The sequence below is a fragment of the Streptomyces venezuelae genome (assembly GCF_008642335.1).
In the GTDB taxonomy this organism is placed as follows: Bacteria; Actinomycetota; Actinomycetes; order Streptomycetales; family Streptomycetaceae; genus Streptomyces; species Streptomyces venezuelae_F.
This window is the reverse complement of sequence record NZ_CP029191.1, coordinates 5135457-5153362: the sequence shown is the minus strand read 5'-3', so window position 1 is coordinate 5153362 and position 17906 is coordinate 5135457. Positions and strand designations below refer to the sequence as shown.

18 protein-coding genes are annotated in these 17906 nt (G+C 70.1%); 2 read left to right on the top strand and 16 right to left on the bottom strand.

Annotated elements, in window-relative coordinates:
* Position 1: 1 nt before the first annotated feature.
* The 11 genes from DEJ49_RS23530 to DEJ49_RS23480 all read right to left on the bottom strand — a co-directional run bounded on the left by DEJ49_RS23530 (position 2) and on the right by DEJ49_RS23480 (position 10325).
* Positions 2–607, bottom strand: coding sequence for a hypothetical protein (locus tag DEJ49_RS23530; RefSeq protein ID WP_150185966.1), 606 nt, complete (start codon positions 605–607; stop codon positions 2–4).
* Positions 608–639: 32 nt separating this feature from the next.
* Positions 640–1206 carry a pilus assembly protein TadG-related protein gene (locus DEJ49_RS23525; RefSeq protein WP_223833216.1) on the bottom strand — a complete coding sequence of 189 codons (567 nt, stop codon included), beginning with the start codon at positions 1204–1206 and terminating at the stop codon, positions 640–642.
* 41 nt (positions 1207–1247) lie between these two features.
* Positions 1248–1466, bottom strand: a complete 219-nt coding sequence (locus tag DEJ49_RS23520; protein ID WP_190329637.1) for a hypothetical protein — start codon at positions 1464–1466, stop codon at positions 1248–1250.
* A 287-nt stretch (positions 1467–1753) separates the two neighbouring features.
* Entirely contained in the window at positions 1754–2644 is an 891-nt protein-coding gene (locus DEJ49_RS23515) for a DUF5936 domain-containing protein (protein WP_150185965.1), read from the bottom strand.
* Positions 2645–2656: 12 nt separating this feature from the next.
* Complete coding sequence (locus DEJ49_RS23510; protein WP_150185964.1) at positions 2657–3604, bottom strand: type II secretion system F family protein; 948 nt, start codon at positions 3602–3604, stop codon at positions 2657–2659.
* A complete protein-coding gene (locus DEJ49_RS23505; protein WP_150185963.1) occupies positions 3601–4938 on the bottom strand; it encodes a CpaF family protein in 1338 nt (445 codons plus the stop codon). The genes DEJ49_RS23510 and DEJ49_RS23505 overlap by 4 nt, the downstream gene beginning before the upstream one ends.
* Before the next feature lie 42 nt (positions 4939–4980).
* Entirely contained in the window at positions 4981–5310 is a 330-nt protein-coding gene (locus DEJ49_RS23500; protein ID WP_150185962.1) for a TadE/TadG family type IV pilus assembly protein, read from the bottom strand.
* 59 nt (positions 5311–5369) lie between these two features.
* Complete coding sequence (locus DEJ49_RS23495; protein WP_150185961.1) at positions 5370–6989, bottom strand: AAA family ATPase; 1620 nt, start codon at positions 6987–6989, stop codon at positions 5370–5372.
* A gap of 10 nt (positions 6990–6999) precedes the next feature.
* Positions 7000–7710: a Flp pilus assembly protein CpaB gene (cpaB, locus tag DEJ49_RS23490; RefSeq protein ID WP_150185960.1), complete on the bottom strand. Its 711-nt coding sequence runs from the start codon at positions 7708–7710 to the stop codon at positions 7000–7002.
* A gap of 104 nt (positions 7711–7814) precedes the next feature.
* Positions 7815–8786 (bottom strand): hypothetical protein, encoded by a 972-nt coding sequence (locus tag DEJ49_RS23485; protein WP_223832961.1) that lies wholly within the window; start codon positions 8784–8786, stop codon positions 7815–7817.
* 216 nt (positions 8787–9002) lie between these two features.
* The gene (locus tag DEJ49_RS23480; protein ID WP_150185959.1) at positions 9003–10325 is read right to left on the bottom strand and encodes an Nramp family divalent metal transporter; all 1323 of its coding nucleotides are present in this window, start codon (positions 10323–10325) and stop codon (positions 9003–9005) included.
* A 137-nt stretch (positions 10326–10462) separates the two neighbouring features.
* Here DEJ49_RS23480 and DEJ49_RS23475 point away from each other — a divergent pair, with 137 nt between their 5' ends.
* On the top strand, positions 10463–11806 hold the full coding sequence (locus DEJ49_RS23475) for a M14 family metallopeptidase (protein ID WP_150185958.1): 1344 nt from the start codon (positions 10463–10465) through the stop codon (positions 11804–11806).
* Positions 11807–11893: 87 nt separating this feature from the next.
* Here DEJ49_RS23475 and DEJ49_RS23470 read toward each other — a convergent pair whose 3' ends face one another.
* The 5 genes from DEJ49_RS23470 to DEJ49_RS23450 form a co-directional block, all read right to left on the bottom strand.
* Positions 11894–12349, bottom strand: coding sequence for a phospholipase A2 (locus tag DEJ49_RS23470; RefSeq protein WP_150185957.1), 456 nt, complete (start codon positions 12347–12349; stop codon positions 11894–11896).
* 211 nt (positions 12350–12560) lie between these two features.
* Positions 12561–14051 carry a GntP family permease gene (locus DEJ49_RS23465; RefSeq protein WP_150185956.1) on the bottom strand — a complete coding sequence of 497 codons (1491 nt, stop codon included), beginning with the start codon at positions 14049–14051 and terminating at the stop codon, positions 12561–12563.
* Between the two features lie 115 nt (positions 14052–14166).
* Positions 14167–14577 (bottom strand): RidA family protein, encoded by a 411-nt coding sequence (locus tag DEJ49_RS23460; protein ID WP_055570127.1) that lies wholly within the window; start codon positions 14575–14577, stop codon positions 14167–14169.
* Positions 14574–15338 (bottom strand): IclR family transcriptional regulator, encoded by a 765-nt coding sequence (locus DEJ49_RS23455; RefSeq protein ID WP_150185955.1) that lies wholly within the window; start codon positions 15336–15338, stop codon positions 14574–14576. Before DEJ49_RS23455 ends, DEJ49_RS23460 begins: the two co-directional genes overlap by 4 nt.
* Complete coding sequence (locus tag DEJ49_RS23450) at positions 15335–16387, bottom strand: sugar kinase (protein WP_411757248.1); 1053 nt, start codon at positions 16385–16387, stop codon at positions 15335–15337. Before DEJ49_RS23450 ends, DEJ49_RS23455 begins: the two co-directional genes overlap by 4 nt.
* A 146-nt stretch (positions 16388–16533) precedes the next feature.
* Here DEJ49_RS23450 and DEJ49_RS23445 point away from each other — a divergent pair, with 146 nt between their 5' ends.
* Complete coding sequence (locus DEJ49_RS23445) at positions 16534–17811, top strand: amino acid deaminase (protein ID WP_150185954.1); 1278 nt, start codon at positions 16534–16536, stop codon at positions 17809–17811.
* Positions 17812–17906: the final 95 nt, after the last annotated feature.

Here is a 17906-nt window from a genome sequence, read left to right as displayed (position 1 = left end):
GTCACTCGCCTTGGGCGATCTCGATGGGGGCGGGGGGCATCGACCCCACCTGGAAGGTGACCTTGTCGGTTCCTTCTGGGGGGGCGGGGAATTGGGCGAACCAGTCCGCCGTCTGGCTGGGTTTGACGCCGCCTGTGAATTTCGTGCACAGGCATCGCCCCTCGGTGTCCCGCAGGACCAGGTACTTCTTCTTGCCCACGTTGTCGATCAGGTTCGCGCCTGCCACGGACGAACCGTTCTTGTTCAGCTCACGTTCCTCGCCACGCCAGTTGGCGGCCGCCCAGAACCTGCCACCGTTGTTGGTCACCTTGCCGGAAACAGTGACGAAGCCTCCCTCATCCCGGACGGCGGAGGTAACCGTCAGGGTGATGTTCTCCTCGCCCTTGACCTCGGCCAGCACCTCGTCCGTCTCGGGCGCCTGTCCGCCTTCACCCTTTTCGTCGTCGTCCTTGCCCTGTCCGGAAGATGATGTCGAGGTCGCGCTCTTCTCGGCCTTGTCACCATCACCGTCTCCGCCGCCGCAACCGGCCACCGTGAAGACCAGCCCAGTCGTGATCGCGACAGCGGTCATTGCCCTGCGGGTCGTCGCGGTACGCCGAATGTTCATCGCTACGGCTTCCTTCTCTCGTCGATCGCTTGTCATTCGGCCAGGTGGACAGAGAAGAGAGCGGACGCGTCCGGGAGATCGCCCGCTTCGAAGTCTTCAGGGTCGATCTCGAAGGATTCGCCGCCGTCGCAATCGAATTCCACGACCTTCTCGGGATCACTCGAGGGATCTACGTCACAGCGAGGCTTGATGACGGCAGTGGCGTCAGCATTGGCGTGCTGCGTCTCCGTACCAGGAATAACGGAGTCACCCACCGTGTAGTTGGTCTCGACCGAAACCTTGTAACCGGGCAACCCGCTCGCTTCGGTCGAGACAAGACCTGTGACCTGTGAGTCGTTTTCCGCGGCGAGCACGTCAGCCGCCGCTCGGGCGGCCTCGATGTCGGTGGGCAAGTCACCGGTCAGCCAGTCGAGCCACTCGTCGCCCTGGCCGATGGACAGGCCGAGCCGTTCCGCCAGTTCGTTCCTGGACTCCTGAGCGGCGGCCAACGCCGCGGCATCAGCGGCGGACTGCGCTCCATTGCGCGCCGACGCCGCCTGGGCGAAGGCGAAGAAGGCCAGGGCGACGAAGAGCAGAATGCCTGTCAGCCAGATGTAGATGGGGAGCGTCTGCCCTCCATCATCGAAAGGACGACCGCGCGTCAGCCGCCGACCACGTCGGAGACGGCGTCCTGAATGGCGCCAGAGATCTGGCCGTCGAGACCCAGGCCATCGATCAGGACGAAGATCCCCGCAATAAGAATCATCAGCCCCGCATACTCCACAAACCCCGCCCCCGAATCCCGCCCTTCCCCCCGAACCCGCGACGCCACGGAGACCGACCAGTCGACCCAGACTTTGAGCACGCGTTCCTTCAGCACGACGGACCCTTCTCTCCCACCCGATACCGCGCCCTTTGTGGTCAGAGGCAACGTACGCCACACGGCGTGCGTCGGCAGCAACTCTGCGCGACGTATGCGGTAACCGGCGTGCCCGGCCCGCAAGTTGGCGGGTTCTCTTCCCCCTCGTTGAGATCACCATGCACGAAGTCCCCTCACGCGAACCGTGAACTCAGCCCTGACTGTCCCACATCGAGTTGCATCCGCGAAGAGCTTTCGCGAAGTCGTTCATTTCGTTCATCTCGGCGGCCCCCGCCATACGCCTCCGCTCAACGGTCCAGAATGGAGCCGAAGTCGGAGCCCGAGCCCAGGAACATGCCCGCCGCGATCAGGATCATCGTGGCCGGGAGCATGAAGACGAGCGTCACCATCGTCGCCTTGGGGATCGTCTTCGCCGCCCGGCGGCGGGAGTTCTGCGCGTCCGTGCGGCGCATGTCCGTGGCGATCTGGATCAGCGTCTCCGCGATCGGCGAGCCCAGTTCCTCCCCCTGCTGGAGCGCCGAGACGAACTGGGCGACCTGCTCGGACGCGTTGCGGCGGCGCAGGTCGTCGAAGGCCTGGCGGCGGCTGACGCCCATGTCCATCTGGCGGAGTGTGATGCGGAGTTCGTCCGCCCACGGACCCTCGTACCGTTCCGCGACGCGGTCCAGCGCCTGCCGGAAGCCGAGGCCCGCCGAGACCACGACGGCGAGGACGTCCAGGAAGTCGGGGAGCGTGCGGTCGATGACCTCGCGGCGTTCGCGGATCGCCTGCCAGATCAGCGCGTCCGCCGCCACCGCGCCGAAGGCGAGGGTCAGCAGGCCGAAGAGCGGGGAGCCGTTGGTGAGGAAGACCAGGCCGAGGACCAGGCCGAAGACGCCGTAGACGGCGCGCCGTGCAGCGTAGCGGTCGATCGTCAGGCCGCCGGGGTTGCCCGCCATGTCTATCCTGCGGCGCTTGGCGTCGACCCGTCTCGGGCCCATCAGGCGCAGGACCAGGGGCGCGAAGCGCATGCCCAGGCGGTCCACCGCCGAGCCCGCCACCGAGACCCTCGTCGCGCCGACCTCCAGGGCCACGGCCAGGTCGGTCGGCAGCTTCGCGTCCGCGCGGTACATGCGGATGCCCAGGCAGACGCCGGCCACGGCGAGGCCCATCGCAGCCGCGAGGAGCAGGCTCAGCATCCGGACTCCCTTCTATACTTCGATCTTTCCCAGGCGGCGGATCACGAAGAATCCGACGCCGTACAGGCCGAGCGAGATCAGGATCAGCGTCTGGCCCAGCGGTGAGCCTGTGACCCGTTCCAGCGCGCCCTCGTTCGACGAGTTGATGAGGAGCAGGGACCCCAGGCCGAGGAGCGGGACCGTGAAGGCCGTCGCGTTGACCTCCGAGAGCATCGTGCGGACCTCGCGCCGCGTCTCCTTGCGGTCCTCCAGGGTCTGCGTGAGGTTCCGCAGGGAGTTGACCACCGTGCCGCCCGCCTTGTTGGACAGGACGAGAGTCGTGACCAGGACGATGAGCTCGCGGGACGGGAGACGGGCGGCGAGTTCGCCGAGGGTGTCGTCGATGGAGCGGCCCATCGTCAACTGGTCCGCCACGTGGGAGAGTTCCTCGCCCGCCGGTGCTTCCAGTTCTTCCGCCGCCATCGCCAAGGACGTGCGCAGGGCGAGGCCCGCCGCCGTCGCGTTCGCCAGGATGCGCGCCACGTCCGGGAGTTGGTTGATGAACGCCTCGATACGTTTCTGGCGTTGCCAGTTGAGGAAGGCGGCCGCTCCCCATATCGCGACGACACCCGCGATCGGGCCGAAGAACGGGGCCAGGGTCGCGGCCGCGATCAGCCAGAGTGCGGCCACGACCGCGACGACGTAGGTGAAGAACTCCCCCGCCGTGAGGTCCAGGCCCGTCGAGGACAGGCGCAGGTGGATCGCGCGGCCGAGGCGGGTGCGGCGCAGGCGGCGGTCGACGGCGGCGAAGCGGCGGGTGCGGCCGGGCGGGCCGCCGTCGACCGTGCCGGGGCCGAGCGCGAGGCGGTCCACCAGGGCCTGGCGCTGGGCGCGGCCCGACGCGTACGTGTGGACGCCCGCGACCGCGAGCGTGCCCGTCAGGAGGGTGGCGCCCAGGGCGAGGAGTGCGGGGTCGTTCATCCGATCGCTTCCCTCGTGTTCATGACGTCGACGGCCTCCGCCACGCCGAACGCCGGTGGCACCGGTTCGTTCGCGACGTACAGCTTGTCGGCGACCTCGCGCGGCAGCGGCAGATGCTCGAACCAGCCGTGCACCACGCGGTCCGCGCCGAGCGGGCGGGGCACGAAGCGGGAGACCGGGACGATGCGGAAGTGCTGGCGGCCGTGGGAGACGAGCAGCACGATCTCGGCGACCTTGCGGGAGCCGTCTCCGTGCCGGGCGAGCTGGATGACGACGTCGACGGCCGAGTTGATCTGGTCCTTCAGCGCCTCGAAGGGGATCTGGACCTCCGACATGGAGCCGAGGGTCTGGAGGCGCATGAGGGCGTCCTCCGCGGTGTTCGCGTGGACGGTGGCGAGGGAGCCGTCGTGGCCCGTCGACATGGCCTGGAGCATGTCGAGGGTCTCGCCGCCGCGGACCTCGCCGACGATGATGCGGTCGGGCCGCATGCGCAGGCTGTTGCGGACGAGGTCGCGGATGGTGATCTGGCCCTTGCCCTCGACGTTCGGGGGGCGGGATTCGAGGCGGATCACGTGTTCCTGCTGGAGCTGGAGTTCCGCGGAGTCCTCGATGGTGATGATGCGTTCGCTGGCCGGGATGAGGCCGGAGAGCGCGTTGAGCAGCGTCGTCTTGCCGGTGCCGGTGCCGCCGCTGACGATGAGGTTGAAGCGGGCGCGCACGAACGCGGAGAGCAGCATCAGCATGTGCTCGTCGAGGGAGCCGAGGCCGATGAGCTCGGGGAGGGTGTAGGCGCGCGGGAAGCGGCGGATCGTGAGGGTGGCGCCGGTGAGGGCGAGCGGCGGGATGATCACGTTGACGCGTTCGCCGGTGGGCAGGCGGGCGTCGACCATGGGGTTCGACTCGTCGACGCGGCGGTTGACGGTCGACACGATGCGTTCGATCGTCTGCATCAGCTGGTCGTTCGAGGCGAAGCGGAGGGGGAGCTGCTCCACGCGTCCGGCCCGTTCGACAAAGATCGAGTCGGGGCCGTTGACCATGATCTCCGTGATGGAGGTGTCGGCGAGGAGCGGTTCGAGCACGCCGAGTCCGAGGGCCTCGTCGACGACGCGGCGAATCAGCTGGGAGCGTTCGGAGGTGGAGAGGACGGGGCCTTCGCGGCTGATGATGTGGCCGAGTACGCGCTCCAGGCGGACGCGGCGGTCCGCGGCCGTGAGCGACGACATCTCGGCGAGGTCAATCTCCTCCAGGAGCTTGGAGCGGTAGACGGCGACGAGGCCGTCGTCGCGGCTCGGCTCGGTCTGGTGGGTGGGGGCCACGCGGTCGCGCAGACTCATGTCGTCCTTCAACCTCCCTCTTGGATATGAACCGTGCCGGAGTCAGTCCGTGTCCGGTGCGTCGTCGTTCGGCATCGTCGCCTCCTTCGTGACGCTCCAGTCCGTGTCGATGAAGGGGAGCAGGGTGGGGACCTGGACCTCGACCGTGGCGGTCGTCGTGGCGCCGCCCTTGCTGACGCCGACGGACGCGGTCAGGCCGCCGTCCATGGCGGCGGCGCCCGCGGCCTCCCCCGAGTCGCCCTGCGAGGCCGCGCGGGCGGCGGCCCTGGCGCCGGATCCCGCCTGGTTGGCGGCGTAGCCGACGAGGCCGAGCTGGATCGCGGCGAGGCCGATGAGCAGCAGGATCGGCAGGAAGCCGGCGAACTCAAGCATGGAGACGCCGTGGTCGCCCCAGCGGCGGCGCCGACGCCCGTGTCTCGTCCGGGGCCGCCTCACCCGTCCTCCCCCTCCTTCGCCGCCCCCGCCTCCCCGTCCACGTGCCATCCCGCGTCGAAGCCCGGGAAGAACACGGGTACGTCCACGGAGACGTGGGCCTTCCACACCGTGCCCTCGTCCGTGCAGGACACCGCGGCGCCCTGCCAGGCGTCGGGCAGGTGTTCCTGGGCGGCGGCGGAACAGGCCCCGGCCGCGCCCTCGCCCGCCGCGTACGCCGCCGTGGCCGCCCGGGCCGCCTCGTCCGCCGCGTTTCCCGCGAGGGAGTACGTGTAGCCGTACAGCGCGCACTGCCAGAGGATCGCCATGACCACGAGCAGCAGCGGGAACATCCCGGCGAATTCGAGGGTGACCGCGCCGCGGTCGCCGGTCGCCGCCTTCCTGCGCAGCGCGAGCCCGCGCTTGCCGCCGGTGCCCGCCGCGTCCGGGTCGACCAGACCCAGTTCGCCCGCGAGGCCCCACAGGGCCTGTTTCACGGAGGAGCGGCTTTCGAGGTCCTGCATGCGGCCCGCGTCGACGGCGGCCTGCAGTTCCTTGAAGTGGGCGGGCACGGTGGTCCGTGCGGTCTTGGTCCCCGTGACGCGTTCGACGAGGGCGGGCTGGATCTCCGCGCCCTTGCCGTGCCGGTTGACGACGGTGACGGTCTCCTCGGCCTTGCGGATCTGCAGCCGGTCCCAGAGGCGGACCATGCGTTTGGCGGCGCGGACGGCGACGACGTCGGGGGTGACGAGCAGGAGGGCCTGGTCGGCGAGTTCGACGGCGGTGGCGCCCGCGCCGGTGACGTAGGAGCCGCAGTCGACGATCACGACGTCGTAGCGGGCGCGCAGGGCGCCGATGGTCTGGCGGGCGACGCGGTCGGTGACCTCTTCGCCGCGTTCGCCGTCGGCGGGGGCGAGGAGCAGGCCGATGCCGGTCTCGTGGGTGTAGACGGCGTCCTGGAGGACGCGGGGTGTGATGTCGGAGATCGCGGCGAGGTCGGCGATGGAGCGGCGGAACTGCACGTCGAGGTAGGAGGCGACGTCGCCGGACTGGAGGTCGAGGTCGACGAGGGCGACACTGCGGCCGGACGCGCGGGAGGCGAGGGCGAGGTGGACGGCGGTGAGGGTGGTGCCGACGCCGCCCTTCGCGCCGCTGACGGTGACGACGGTGCCCGCGCCCGTGGCTCCGCCCCCCGCGTACAGCTCAAGACTCCCGCCGTTCCCGTTGCCCAGGTGCCTGCGCATGCCGGTGGACCAGGAGGCGGCGGCCTGGACGCGTTCGGCGAGGGCGTCGTAGGCGAGGGGGAGGCCGACGATGCCGCGGGCGCCGGAGTCCATGGCGGCGGTGAGGAGCCCGGGGCTGGTGTCGGCGGTGATCAGGACGACGCCGACCGCGGGGAAGCGCAGGACGAGGTCGCGGATGAGGTCGAGGGCGGGGACGGGCCCGATGCGCTCGTGGACGAGGACGACTTCGGGCAGCTCGTCGACGGACTCGGCGGCGAGCCGCGCGAGGGTGTCGAGCAGCGCGGTGGAGTCACCGACCGGCAACGCGGGCTCGGTGTCGGGAAGCTGCCCGGCGAGCGTGGACAGCGCACGGGCCGCGTCGATGTCGCCGACCGCGGGGAGGATCCGAGTGGTCATACGTGACCTCCTACTTGTCCTCGTCGAGGGTGTACGTCCGGTCCCGGGGCGGCACCGTCGCGTCGCCGCCCGCGCCGACCAGGGCGAGGCGGACGTGGGTGGCGAACGATTCCGCGTAGGCGACGCGCTGGGCGTCGGCCGTGCCGAGGGCGAAGGTGATCGGCACCGCTTCCGTGGCCCTGCGGCGCGTGCGGTCGTCCTGGTCGGGTTCGAGCGGGGTCAGCTTGCCGACGTCCAGCACCTTGGCGCCCTCCACGATGACTTTGGACTGGTCCTCGGCGTCGTCGGCCTCGCCCTTGAACGTGGCGTAGATGTTGACCTTCGAACCGGGGGTGATCTTGCCGGCGACGCCCGTCGCCGCGTCGATCATGATGGCGATCTCCTGTTGCCCCGGGCCGAGTTCGGGTCGGCCGACGATCATGTCGGACTGCAGCAGGGAGCCCTTGCGCAGCTGGGTGACGGCGATCTTGCCGCGGATCTCGCGCAGGTCGGTGACGGCGTTGTCGGACAGCCACCGCTCGGGCATCTCGACCTTCTCGAACTGGTCGGCGGTGAGTTCCTTGTAGGGCGCGATGTCGCCCTTGAGCTTGTACGCGGGGACCTCGGGGCCGACCTTCGAGTTCGCGTCGCGGATCACCGAGAGGACGCCCGCGAACGCGCCGATCGCGCACAGAACCGAAAGGACCAGCAGGATGACGCCGCGGCGCTGGCGTGAGTTCATAAGCCGGACTACCTCGATCGAGTGCGATTGGCTACGGACAGTGAGCGGGGTGGCGCACGTGCGGTCGTCGGTCGCGTGACGAGGGCGAGGAGAACGGGGGCGGGCTACGTGGTGGTGCGGGGCAGGGCGGTCGTGTCCCGTGCGGGGGCCGGGTCCGCGGCCGGGCGGAGGCGGTGGCTCGCGGGGACGAGGGTGCGCGTCGGCTGCGCCGGGCGTTCGCCGGGCGGCGGCAGCGGCGCGGCGCAGAACGCGCAGCGGTCGCCGATGAGTTCGAGTCCGCACCAGTGGCAGTCGTCGCGGCGTACGGACGACACCAGCTGGTAGAGGACGGAGATGTCGGGGATGGCCGCGGCGAACTCGACGAGTTTCGCGGTGCCCCACCAGCGTTCGGACTCGCCGGGGAGCCGCGCCTCGGTGACGTCCTGGGCCTTCCAGGCGGGGGCGAGGGTGCCGGTCACCCAGTCCGCGGCGAGGCGGCCGGGTGCGTAGAGGAGCCGCGTGGCGAAGCCCGGGGCGGGCAGGTCGGTCTCATCACCGGCGCCCGTCACCTTCACGAGCTCGGGACTCGGCGTGGCGAGCGCCGCGAACTGGCCTCCCGGGAGCCAGGACTTGGCGTGCGACTCCAGGCTGACGTCGATTTTGCCGCGGTCGAGGCGGGCGACGGAGCCGAGGAGGGCGCCCGCGTAGATGTAGTGGGACAGGAGGCGGGCCGCGGAGGCCAGGACGCCGGGGCTGAAGTCGCAGACGGACAACTGCCGCAGCTGCAGGGCGAGTACGGCGAGGCCGAGCGGCGGCAGGTCGGAGCGGACGATGGCGATGCGGTCGCTCTCCAGGACGGACCGGACGGCGTGCAGGCGCCGGGCGACGGACGCGGGCGCGGAGGACGGGCACAGCGCGATCACGTACCCGTGGTGCTCGATGAGCGTGTGCATCTCCGTGAGCGCCTGGTCCAGCGAGTACGTCCGCGGGGACTGCACGGCCGACTGGAGGACGGCGGCCGACGGGGTGTGCCGGTCGGGTGACGGCAGCACGAGGTCGGGGCCGGTGACGGCTATGGCGGTCGGCAACGCGTACACCCCCGGTGGTCGTGCACTCCTGCCTCAGCACCATATCCACGTCATGGTCGCCTCAACACCCAACTTCGCACTGTTCATGTGGAGGTGGGCGCGTACTGCTGTGCACCAAGTGCTGTTTGAGCCCTTGACAACGCAATTGGTCTGGACCAGCTTGGGGGCGACCACAGCGCCGCCGCTCCCCCGGCGGCGCTGCGTGCGTCAGGACCCCCACACCCGTCACCAGGGCAGGTCGCGCACCTGCTGCACGCACAGGACCAGGAAGAGCAGCCCCGCCCCGGCCAGCATCACGTTGCTGACGATGCCGTTGCGCCACTGCTGCGGCGTGCGGGAGGAGTTGAGGAGCCAGAGCAGGGTGAGGGCGAGGAAGGGCATGAAGAACGCGCCGAGGACGCCGTACGCGATGACGAGGCCGAACGGCTCGTCCAGGAAGAGCAGGCCCATCGGCGGGAAGGTCAGCCAGAGCAGGTACGCACGGAACGGCACCGACTTCTCACGCTTGCCCGCCGCGACCTCCTCGACCATGTCGCCCCCGTCGGCCGCCGCCCCGGCGCCGCCGCGCTCGCGCCGCAGCCGCTCCACGAAGTCGGCGAACATGAGGCTCACGCCGTGCCACACGCCCATCAGCGCGCCGAAGGACGTGGCGAAGAAGCCGATGAGGAACAGGTTGGCGGTGACCGCGCCGAACTTGTCCTCCAGGACCTTGCCGAGGTCGATGAGGCCCCGGTCGCCGGACGTCAGGGCGATGTTCGTGGAGTGCAGGAGCTCCGCGCCGATGATCATCATGGCGACGACGAAGACGCCGGTCGTGATGTACGCGACGCGGTTGTCGAGCCGCATCACCTTGAGCCAGGTGATGTCGGTCCAGCCCTTGGAGTTCACCCAGTAGCCGTACGCGGCCATGGTGATGGTGCCGCCGACGCCGCCGATCAGGCCGAGCGTGTAGAGCAGCGAGCCGTCGGGCAGGGCGGGCACCAGGCCCGCGACGGCGTTGCCGAGGTCGGGGGCGACGCGGATCGCGACGTACACGACGATCAGGAACTTCATGCCGATGACGACCGTCATGGCCTTCTCGAAGACGGCGTACCGGTTGAACCAGACGAAGGCGAGGCCGAGCAGGCCGCAGACGATCGCCCATGTCTTCAGGCTCGGGCCGTCCGGGAAGAGCGCGACGAGCGGGAGCGCGCTGGACGACATGGCGGTGGCTCCGTAGACGAAGCCCCAGATGACGACGTAGATCGCGAAGTAGTACGTGGTCCACTGGCCGAGGCTGCGCCAGCCCTCGAAGAGGGTGCGGCCGGTGGCCAGGTGCCAGCGGCCCGTCGCCTCGGCGAGGGAGATCTTGACCAGACAGCCGATGATCGCGGCCCACAGCAGGGTGTAGCCGAATTTGCTGCCCGCGATGAGGGTCGCGACGAGGTCGCCCGCGCCCACTCCGGTGGCCGCGACGACGATGCCCGGCCCGACGTACTTCCAGCTCGCCTTGCGGAGCCGGGGCTCCGCTTCGCCGGCGGTGATGCCACTGCCTGTGCTTTCAGCCATGCCGATCAAGAAAGCGCATCGCGGTCCCGGGCACAAGAGGTTGGCCAAAGACTGTATTGACCGGTGCATGCCACGCCACGACGATGGGCGCGCCCCGCACGTCGCACTGAACAACCCCCCACCCCTGAGGAGACTTCATGCGACTCCGCATACGCGGCAGGAGATCCGCGGCCCTCGCGGCGCTGCTCGCCCTGGCCGTGGCGGCCCCTCTGACCGCCAACGCCTCGACAGGACAGACCGACCCGGCCCCTCGCAGCGCGGCCACCGCCGCCGACGAAGAAGAAACGCGCCAGTACGAGGTCCCCCTGCGCGACGACCGCGCCGCCCGCACCGCACTCGCCCGCACCGGTGTCGCGATCGACGAGGTCGACGCCCGCGCGGTGGTCGTCTCGGCGAACGCCCGGGAGGCGGCGAAGCTGAGGGAGTCGGGCTACGAGCTCAAGCCCCTGGCCGGGCCCCCGAAGCGTACGGCCGGGCAGGAGGTGAAGGTCAAGGACTTCCCGCCCGCCGACGCGAGATACCACAATTACGCCGAGATGAACGCGGAGATCGACCAGCGCATCGCGGCGTACCCGAGCCTGATGACGAAGAAGGTCATCGGCAAGTCGTACTCCGGCAGGGACATCGTCGCCATCAAGATCAGCGACAACGTCGGCACCGACGAGGCCGAGCCGGAAGTCCTCTTCACCCACCACCAGCACGCCCGCGAGCACCTGACGGTCGAGATGGCGCTGTACCTCCTGCGCGAACTCGGCGCGGGGTACGCCTCCGACGCGCGCATCAAGAAGATGGTGGACTCCCGCGAGATCTGGATCGTCCCCGACATGAACCCGGACGGCGGCGAGTACGACATCGCGACCGGCTCCTATCGCAGCTGGCGGCTGAACCGGCAGCCCAACTCCAACGGTCGCACCGGCACCGACCTGAACCGCAACTGGAACTACAAGTGGGGATGCTGCGGCGGCTCTTCGGGCACGCCCGGCTCCGAGACCTACCGGGGTTCGGCCGCCGAGTCGGCACCCGAGGTGAAGGTCGTCTCCAACTTCGTGCGCAGCCGTGTCGTCGGCGGCAAGCAGCAGATCAAGGCCGCGATCGACTTCCACACATACAGCGAACTGGTCCTGTGGCCGTACGGCTACACGTACAACGACACGGCCCCCGGCCTGACCCAGGACGACCGTGACGCGCACGCCGCCGTCGGAAAGAAGATGGCCGCGAGCAACGGCTACACGCCCGAGCAGTCCAGTGACCTCTACATCACGGACGGCACGATCGACGACTGGCTGTGGGGCAACCAGAAGATCTTCAGCTACACCTTCGAGATGTATCCGTCGTCCGCGGGCGGCGGCGGCTTCTACCCGCCCGACGAGGTGATCGAGCGGGAGACGAGCCGCAACCGTGACGCGGTGCTGCAGCTCCTGGAGAACTCGGACTGCATGTACCGGTCGATCGGCAAGGAACAGCAGTACTGCACGGGCTGACGTGGTGTGCGGTGCCGCGGCCCCGGGCCCGTGGAGGGTTCGGGGCCGCGGCCGTGCGCTCCAGGAATTACGGTCCAGCCGTACGGCCTAGTAGAAGGCGCCGTCGGCGAGGCCGGCCAGCAGGCCGGTGTACATGAGCTTCGCCTCACCGAGGCACGCCTGCCGCTTGCTGCCCGCGGGATGGCTCTCGTTGCAGGCGGACCGCAGCTGGTGGTGGAAACGCTCGTCGATCCAGGCCTTGGTCTCCGGCGTGGGGCTCAGGGCGAGGCGGGTGGTGCCGTGGCGGCCGTAGTTCCGGTACCCGAAGTCGTGCTGGGCGCAGGCCTCGTAGAAGACGCCGTCCGGCCACGCCGTGCAGCCGTCGGTGTTCCAGTCGAACGGCGCGTGGTGCGGGTGGTGGATGAAGTCGGCCCGGCTGAGGCCCATGATGCGGTCGGCCTCGGCGCGGACGTCCGCCGCGGTGGCGGGGACGGTGCCCGCCGTCAGTGCGACGCAGGCGGTCGCGGCGAGCAGGGCTTTGGACAGGGCGTTTCGCACACGCATGACGGGGTTTCCTTCGTCGGGGCGGCGGAGCGCAGCACTCCACGGAGATGCCGAGCGCGAAACGACCACGATGACCAATGACGTTGCGCAGCCTCGCAATCACGCAGCGTAGCGGATCAAGTGCGTGGGTCATCCTCCGTAAGTCGCGCCCGACGCACCGGTGGGGCACCCGGCAGGATCGATCGCCAGGTGCCCCATCACTTGCGTACCGCTACACGAAGAGACTCACGACCGCCGCGACCGCGAACCCGGCCACCGACAGAACCGACTCCAGGACCGTCCACGTCTTCAGCGTGTCCCGCTCGCTGATGCCGAAGTACTTCGCGACCATCCAGAAGCCGCCGTCGTTGACGTGCGAGGCGAAGATGGAGCCCGCGGAGATGGCCATGATGACCAGGGCCACGAAGGCCTGGGAGTAGTCGCCCTCGGAGAGGAGGGGGGCGACGATGCCCGCCGTCGTGACGATCGCCACCGTCGCCGAGCCCTGGGCGACGCGCAGGATCAGGGAGAGCAGGTAGGCGAGGACGATGATGGGCAGGCCCACGTCCTGGAACGTGTCCGAGATCGCGCCGGCCACGCCGCTCGCCTTGAGGACCGCGCCGAAGATCCCGCCCGCGCCGACGACCAGGAGGATGTTGCCGACCGGCTTGAGGGATGAGGTCGATACCGTTTCGAGGGACTTGCGGGACCAGCCGCGCCGGATGCCCAACAGGTAGTAGGCCATGAGGAGCGCGATCGTCAGGGCCACGAACGGGCTGCCGAAGAACTCGATGACCGAGCGGAAGGTCGAGGGGTCGAAGGCGATCGAGGAGAACGTGGCCAGGAGGATCAGGAACAGCGGCGTACCGATGATCGTGAAGACGATGCCCAGCGGCACCGGCTTCTCCTGCGGCGCCACACCGGCCGCGCTCTGCTCGGCGACGACCGCCGCCTTCGCCTCGTCCGCCGCCTCGACCATGTCCTGCGGGACGGGTACGAAGATGCGCTTGCCGATCCAAGCCGAGTAGACCCAGGCGGCGAGCACCGCCGGGATGCCGCAGACGATGCCCATCAGGATGACCCAGCCGAGGTCCACCTTGAGGAGTCCCGCCGCGGCCACCGGGCCGGGGTGCGGGGGCAGGAACGCGTGGGTCATCGAGAGACCCGCGAGGAGAGGGAGGCAGTAGAGGAGGATCGACTTGCCGCTGCGCTTGGCCGCGGCGTACACGATCGGCGCGAGGACGAAGATGCCGACGTCGAAGAAGACGGGGACACCGAAGATCAGACCCGTCAGGCCCATGGCCAGCGGCGCGCGCTTCTCGCCGAAGAGGCCGAGCAAGCGGGAGGCCAGCACCTCCGCTCCGCCCGAGACCTCCAGGATCGCGCCCAGCATCGTGCCGAGGCCGATGATGATCGCCACATGGCCGAGGATCCCGCCCATGCCCGATTCGATGACCGAGACGGCGTCGGACTTCTGGACGGTGCCGAAGAGTTCGGTGACGGAGAGACCGGCTGCGAGGCCGACCGCTATGGAGACCGCCAGGAGCGCCACGAAGGGCTGCAGCCTGACTTTGATGATCAGGAAGAGGAGAAGGACGATGCCTAGCGCGGCTACGGTCAGCAGACCGGCCGTGCCGTCGATCAGGGCGAGGAGGCCGCCGGTGTGCGGTGGCGCCTCGGGGGCGGGGGCGGCCGCGAGCACGGCGGTGTGGGACGGGGACATCGTTGACCTCGTAAGTGCATGGGGCTTTCGGAGCAGGGGGGATCGCGGCACGGCGCCCCGGGGGTGGGCGCCGTGCCGTGACGACGTACGGCTTGCCGGTGGAGAGGGATGTGCGTCAGCCGAGGACGGCGAGCGCGTCGATCTCGATGAGGAGGCCCGCCGGGAGACCGACGTAGACCGTGGTGCGCGCCGAGGCGGGGGCCTTCAGGCCCTGCTCCTCGAAGTACGCGTTGTAGATCTCGTTCATCTCGGCGAAGTGGTCCACGTCCGTGAGGTAGACGCGCATCATCATCACGTCGTCCCAGGTCGCGCCGCCCTCTTCGAGGATCGCCTTGACGTTGGCGAACGTCTGGAGGGTCTGCTCGCGCAGGGTCGGGCCGGCCGGGGTGGGGGCCTTGCCCTCCTCGGCGGGCAGGAAGCCGACCTGTCCGGCGACCTGAAGGATGTTGCCCTTCTTCACGCCGTGGGAGAACTTCGCGGGCGGGGTGGTGTGGGTGGCCGGGGTGAGGGCGGTCTTCTCGGTCATGAACGTGCTTCCTTCAGAGGGGCGTTACCGGAGTACTCGCGGCTGATGGCGTCCGCCGTGCGGCGCACCAGCGGGAGCAGGGAGAGGAGTTCTTCGGCGGTGACGACGACATTCGGTGCGGACACCGACATGGCGGCGACGACGCGCCCGTCCGCACCGCGGATGGGGGCCCCGATGCAGTTGATGGACTCCTCGTGGCCACCGAGGTCGGTGGCCCAGCCCTGTTCGCGCACGGCCGCCAGCTCCTTGAGGAACGCGGCGGCGTTCGGCGTCGAACGGGACGTATAGGTGGGGTAGTCGAGCTTCTCCGCGATGGCGCGGCGCTCGGCCTCCGGGAAGTCGGAGAGCAGCAGCTTCGCGACGGCGGCGACGGTGATCGCCACCGGCTTTCCGATACGGGAGTACATCCGCACCGGATAGCGGCTCTCGACCTTGTCGATGTACAGCACCTCCTGCTCCTCGTACACGGCGAGGTGGACCGTGTGGCCGCACTTCTCGTTGAGGGCGAGGAGATGGGGGTGGGCGATCTCGCGCACGTCGAGATTCTCGACGGCTTCCTGGGCGAGCGCGAAGAGGCGCGCGCCCAGGCGGTAGCGCTGGTCGGACTGGCGGAAGACCAGGCCGTGCTCGTGGAGGGTGCGCAGGAGCCGGAGCGCGGTCGACTTGTGGACGTCGAGCCGTTCGGCCACCTGTCCCAGGTCGGCGGGGCCCTCGGCGAGCAGCGGCAGGATCGAGAGCGCGCGGTCGACGGTCTGGCTCATGGGGTACGTACCTCCTCCTCGGCCTCGGTGTCCTCCGGGACGTGTTCCGTCCAGCCGGGGCCGAGACGAAGTGTCTCCCAGGCTGCGTCGTCCAGGGCGGCGAGGCGGTCGGCATGGGCGCGGGCAGGGGGCGGTGCGAGGTCACCGGGGACGGTGAGGGCGGCGGCGGCCATCAGGTGGCCGTGGCGCAGCCGGTGCGCGGCGGGCAGGCCGCGCAGGGTGGCGGAGAGGAATCCGGCGGCGAAGGCGTCACCGGCGCCGATGGGGGCGACGACGTCGACGCGCAGGGCGGCCTGGAAGACGGGGTCCTCGCCGTGACGGTGGACGGTGGCGCCGCGGCTGCCCTGCTTGACGACGAGGGTGTCGGGCTCGGGCAGGGCGGCGCGGATGGCGTCGGGCCCGCCGGTGACGCCCCAGGCCGCGGCGGCCTCGTCCTCGCCGACGAAGACGAGGTCGGCGCCGCGCGCGAGATCGAGGAGGACGGAGGGGTCCGCCGCGGCGTCGTCCTTCCAGAGGCCGGGGCGGTGGTTGACGTCGAAGGAGACGAGCGGGCCGCGGTCGGCGCGCCGGGCACAGAGGTGGCGTACGAGCGCGAGGCAGTCGGCGGAGAGGGCGGGGGTGATGCCCGACAGGTGCAGGATGCGGCCCGAGGCGAGGGCGTCCTCGTCGACGGAGCCCGGCGCCATGGCGGAGGCGGCGGAGCCCGCTCGGTAGTAGACGACCTCGTGGGCGTCGGTGTCGCGGTCGTCGGCGGTGCGGAAGTAGATGCCGGTGGGGCGGTGCGGGTCGCGGCCCACGGCGGAGGTGTCCACTCCGTAGCGGGCGATCGTCTCGACGAGGTGGTCGCCGAAGCCGTCGGCGCCGACGCGGCTGACCCAGCGGGTGGTGTGCCCGGCGGCGGCGAGCGCGCAGACGACGTTCGACTCGGCGCCACCGATCCCGCGGTCGAAGGACGGCACGTCGGCGAGGCGGCCGGGCCGGGCGGGCAGGAAGGTGACCATGGACTCGCCGAGCGCGACGACGTCCACGGGTGCCTGTGCGGTCACGATCTTCCAACCCCTTCACCGGCTTGCCGGATCCGTTGACCCGGCGTTGGCTCGGATGTTAGACAGCAGTAATCGACATACGCAATGACCGTTGCAAATGTTGCAACGCAGCTTCTATTGCGCTGATTGCACTCCTGGAGGAGGCGCCCATGGCCGCCGACAACGTCGTCGACACCGCCCTCGCGGACGAGCGAGTGGACCACCGCTTCAAGGGGCTTCCTCCGGACGCCGAAGGACTGACCGTCGGCGAGCTCACCGCCCAGCGGCGGAACCTCTTCACGGGCGGCTTCACCACGCCCGTCCTCGCGCTCTCCGCCGAGCGCCTCGAACACAACCTCGCCCTCATGGAGACCTACGCCGAACGCCACGGCCTCGCCTTCGCGCCGCACGGCAAGACGTCCATGGCCCCGCAGCTCTTCGCCCGCCAGCTGGAGCGCGGCGCGTGGGGCATCACGCTGGCCGTCCCCCACCAGGTGCGCGTGGCACGGAAGTTCGGCGTCGAGCGGATCTTCCTCGCCAACGAACTCGTCGACGCGGCGGCGCTGCGCTGGCTGGCGGGCGAGCTGGACGCGGATCCTTCCTTCCGTTTTGTGTGTTACGTCGACTCCGTACGCGGCGTCGAACTCATGCACGCCGCCCTCGGCGAGGCGGGTGCGAGCCGTCCGGTGGACGTGGTCGTCGAGCTCGCCGCGGGTGACGGCGCGCGGACCGGGGCGCGCACCGAGGCCGAGTGCTTCGACATCGCCAACGCGGTCGCCGCCGCGGACACGCTGCGGCTGGTGGGCGTCGCCGGGTACGAGGGGGAGGTGCCGGAGGCGTCCAGCGAGACGGTGACGGCGTGGCTGCGGCGACTGGTTTCCTTGCTGATCGACTTCGACAAGTCCGGGTGGTTCGCCGATCTGCCCGAGGTCGTCGTCAGCGCGGGCGGCAGCGCGTGGTTCGACGCGGTCGCGGCGGTCTTCGCGGAGATCCCCGAACTGACGCGACCCGTCCTGAAACTCCTGCGCTCCGGCGCGTACGTCTCCCACGACGACGGCCACTACAAGCATCTGACCCCGTTCAACCGGGTCCCCGAGGAGGGCGCGCTCGAACCCGCGTTCCGGCTCTGGGCGCAGGTCGTGTCGCGGCCCTCCGCGGAGCAGGCGTTCACCAACGCGGGGAAGCGGGACGCGGCGTACGACCTCGACCTGCCCGAGGCGCAGGTCGTCCGCCGGGACGGGGTGGAACGGGCGGCGACGGGGGTCACGGTCACCGGGCTCTCCGACCAGCACGGGTGGCTCCGGACGTCACCGGAGGCGGACCTCGCGGTCGGCGACTGGGTGGGCATGGGGCTTTCGCACCCGTGCACGGCGTTCGACAAGTGGCAGCTGATTCCTGTGGTGGAGGGGGACGGGATGGTTGTGGAGTACGTCCGCACGTATTTCTGACGGGGCGTCCTGGGCGGCTCCCTCCCCCGCCGCTCCGCGGCGGATCACACCCGTGGGGGCGTCCCTGTCCCGCCGCTCCGCGGCGGATCACACCC

Bases quoted from the DNA above. Each gene is read 5' to 3' on its own strand.
- DEJ49_RS23510 (WP_150185964.1), bottom strand. From the start codon at position 3,604: ATGAACGACCCCGCACTCCTCGCCCTGGGCGCCACCCTCCTGACGGGC.
- DEJ49_RS23505 (WP_150185963.1), bottom strand. From the start codon at position 4,938: ATGAGTCTGCGCGACCGCGTGGCCCCCACCCACCAGACCGAGCCGAGC.
- DEJ49_RS23465 (WP_150185956.1), bottom strand. From the start codon at position 14,051: ATGTCCCCGTCCCACACCGCCGTGCTCGCGGCCGCCCCCGCCCCCGAG.
- DEJ49_RS23475 (WP_150185958.1), top strand. From the start codon at position 10,463: ATGCGACTCCGCATACGCGGCAGGAGATCCGCGGCCCTCGCGGCGCTG.
- DEJ49_RS23480 (WP_150185959.1), bottom strand. From the start codon at position 10,325: ATGGCTGAAAGCACAGGCAGTGGCATCACCGCCGGCGAAGCGGAGCCC.
- DEJ49_RS23500 (WP_150185962.1), bottom strand. From the start codon at position 5,310: ATGCTTGAGTTCGCCGGCTTCCTGCCGATCCTGCTGCTCATCGGCCTC.
- DEJ49_RS23530 (WP_150185966.1), bottom strand. From the start codon at position 607: ATGAACATTCGGCGTACCGCGACGACCCGCAGGGCAATGACCGCTGTC.
- DEJ49_RS23445 (WP_150185954.1), top strand. From the start codon at position 16,534: ATGGCCGCCGACAACGTCGTCGACACCGCCCTCGCGGACGAGCGAGTG.
- cpaB (WP_150185960.1), bottom strand. From the start codon at position 7,710: ATGAACTCACGCCAGCGCCGCGGCGTCATCCTGCTGGTCCTTTCGGTT.
- DEJ49_RS23495 (WP_150185961.1), bottom strand. From the start codon at position 6,989: ATGACCACTCGGATCCTCCCCGCGGTCGGCGACATCGACGCGGCCCGT.
- DEJ49_RS23460 (WP_055570127.1), bottom strand. From the start codon at position 14,577: ATGACCGAGAAGACCGCCCTCACCCCGGCCACCCACACCACCCCGCCC.
- DEJ49_RS23515 (WP_150185965.1), bottom strand. From the start codon at position 2,644: ATGCTGAGCCTGCTCCTCGCGGCTGCGATGGGCCTCGCCGTGGCCGGC.
- DEJ49_RS23455 (WP_150185955.1), bottom strand. From the start codon at position 15,338: ATGAGCCAGACCGTCGACCGCGCGCTCTCGATCCTGCCGCTGCTCGCC.
- DEJ49_RS23470 (WP_150185957.1), bottom strand. From the start codon at position 12,349: ATGCGTGTGCGAAACGCCCTGTCCAAAGCCCTGCTCGCCGCGACCGCC.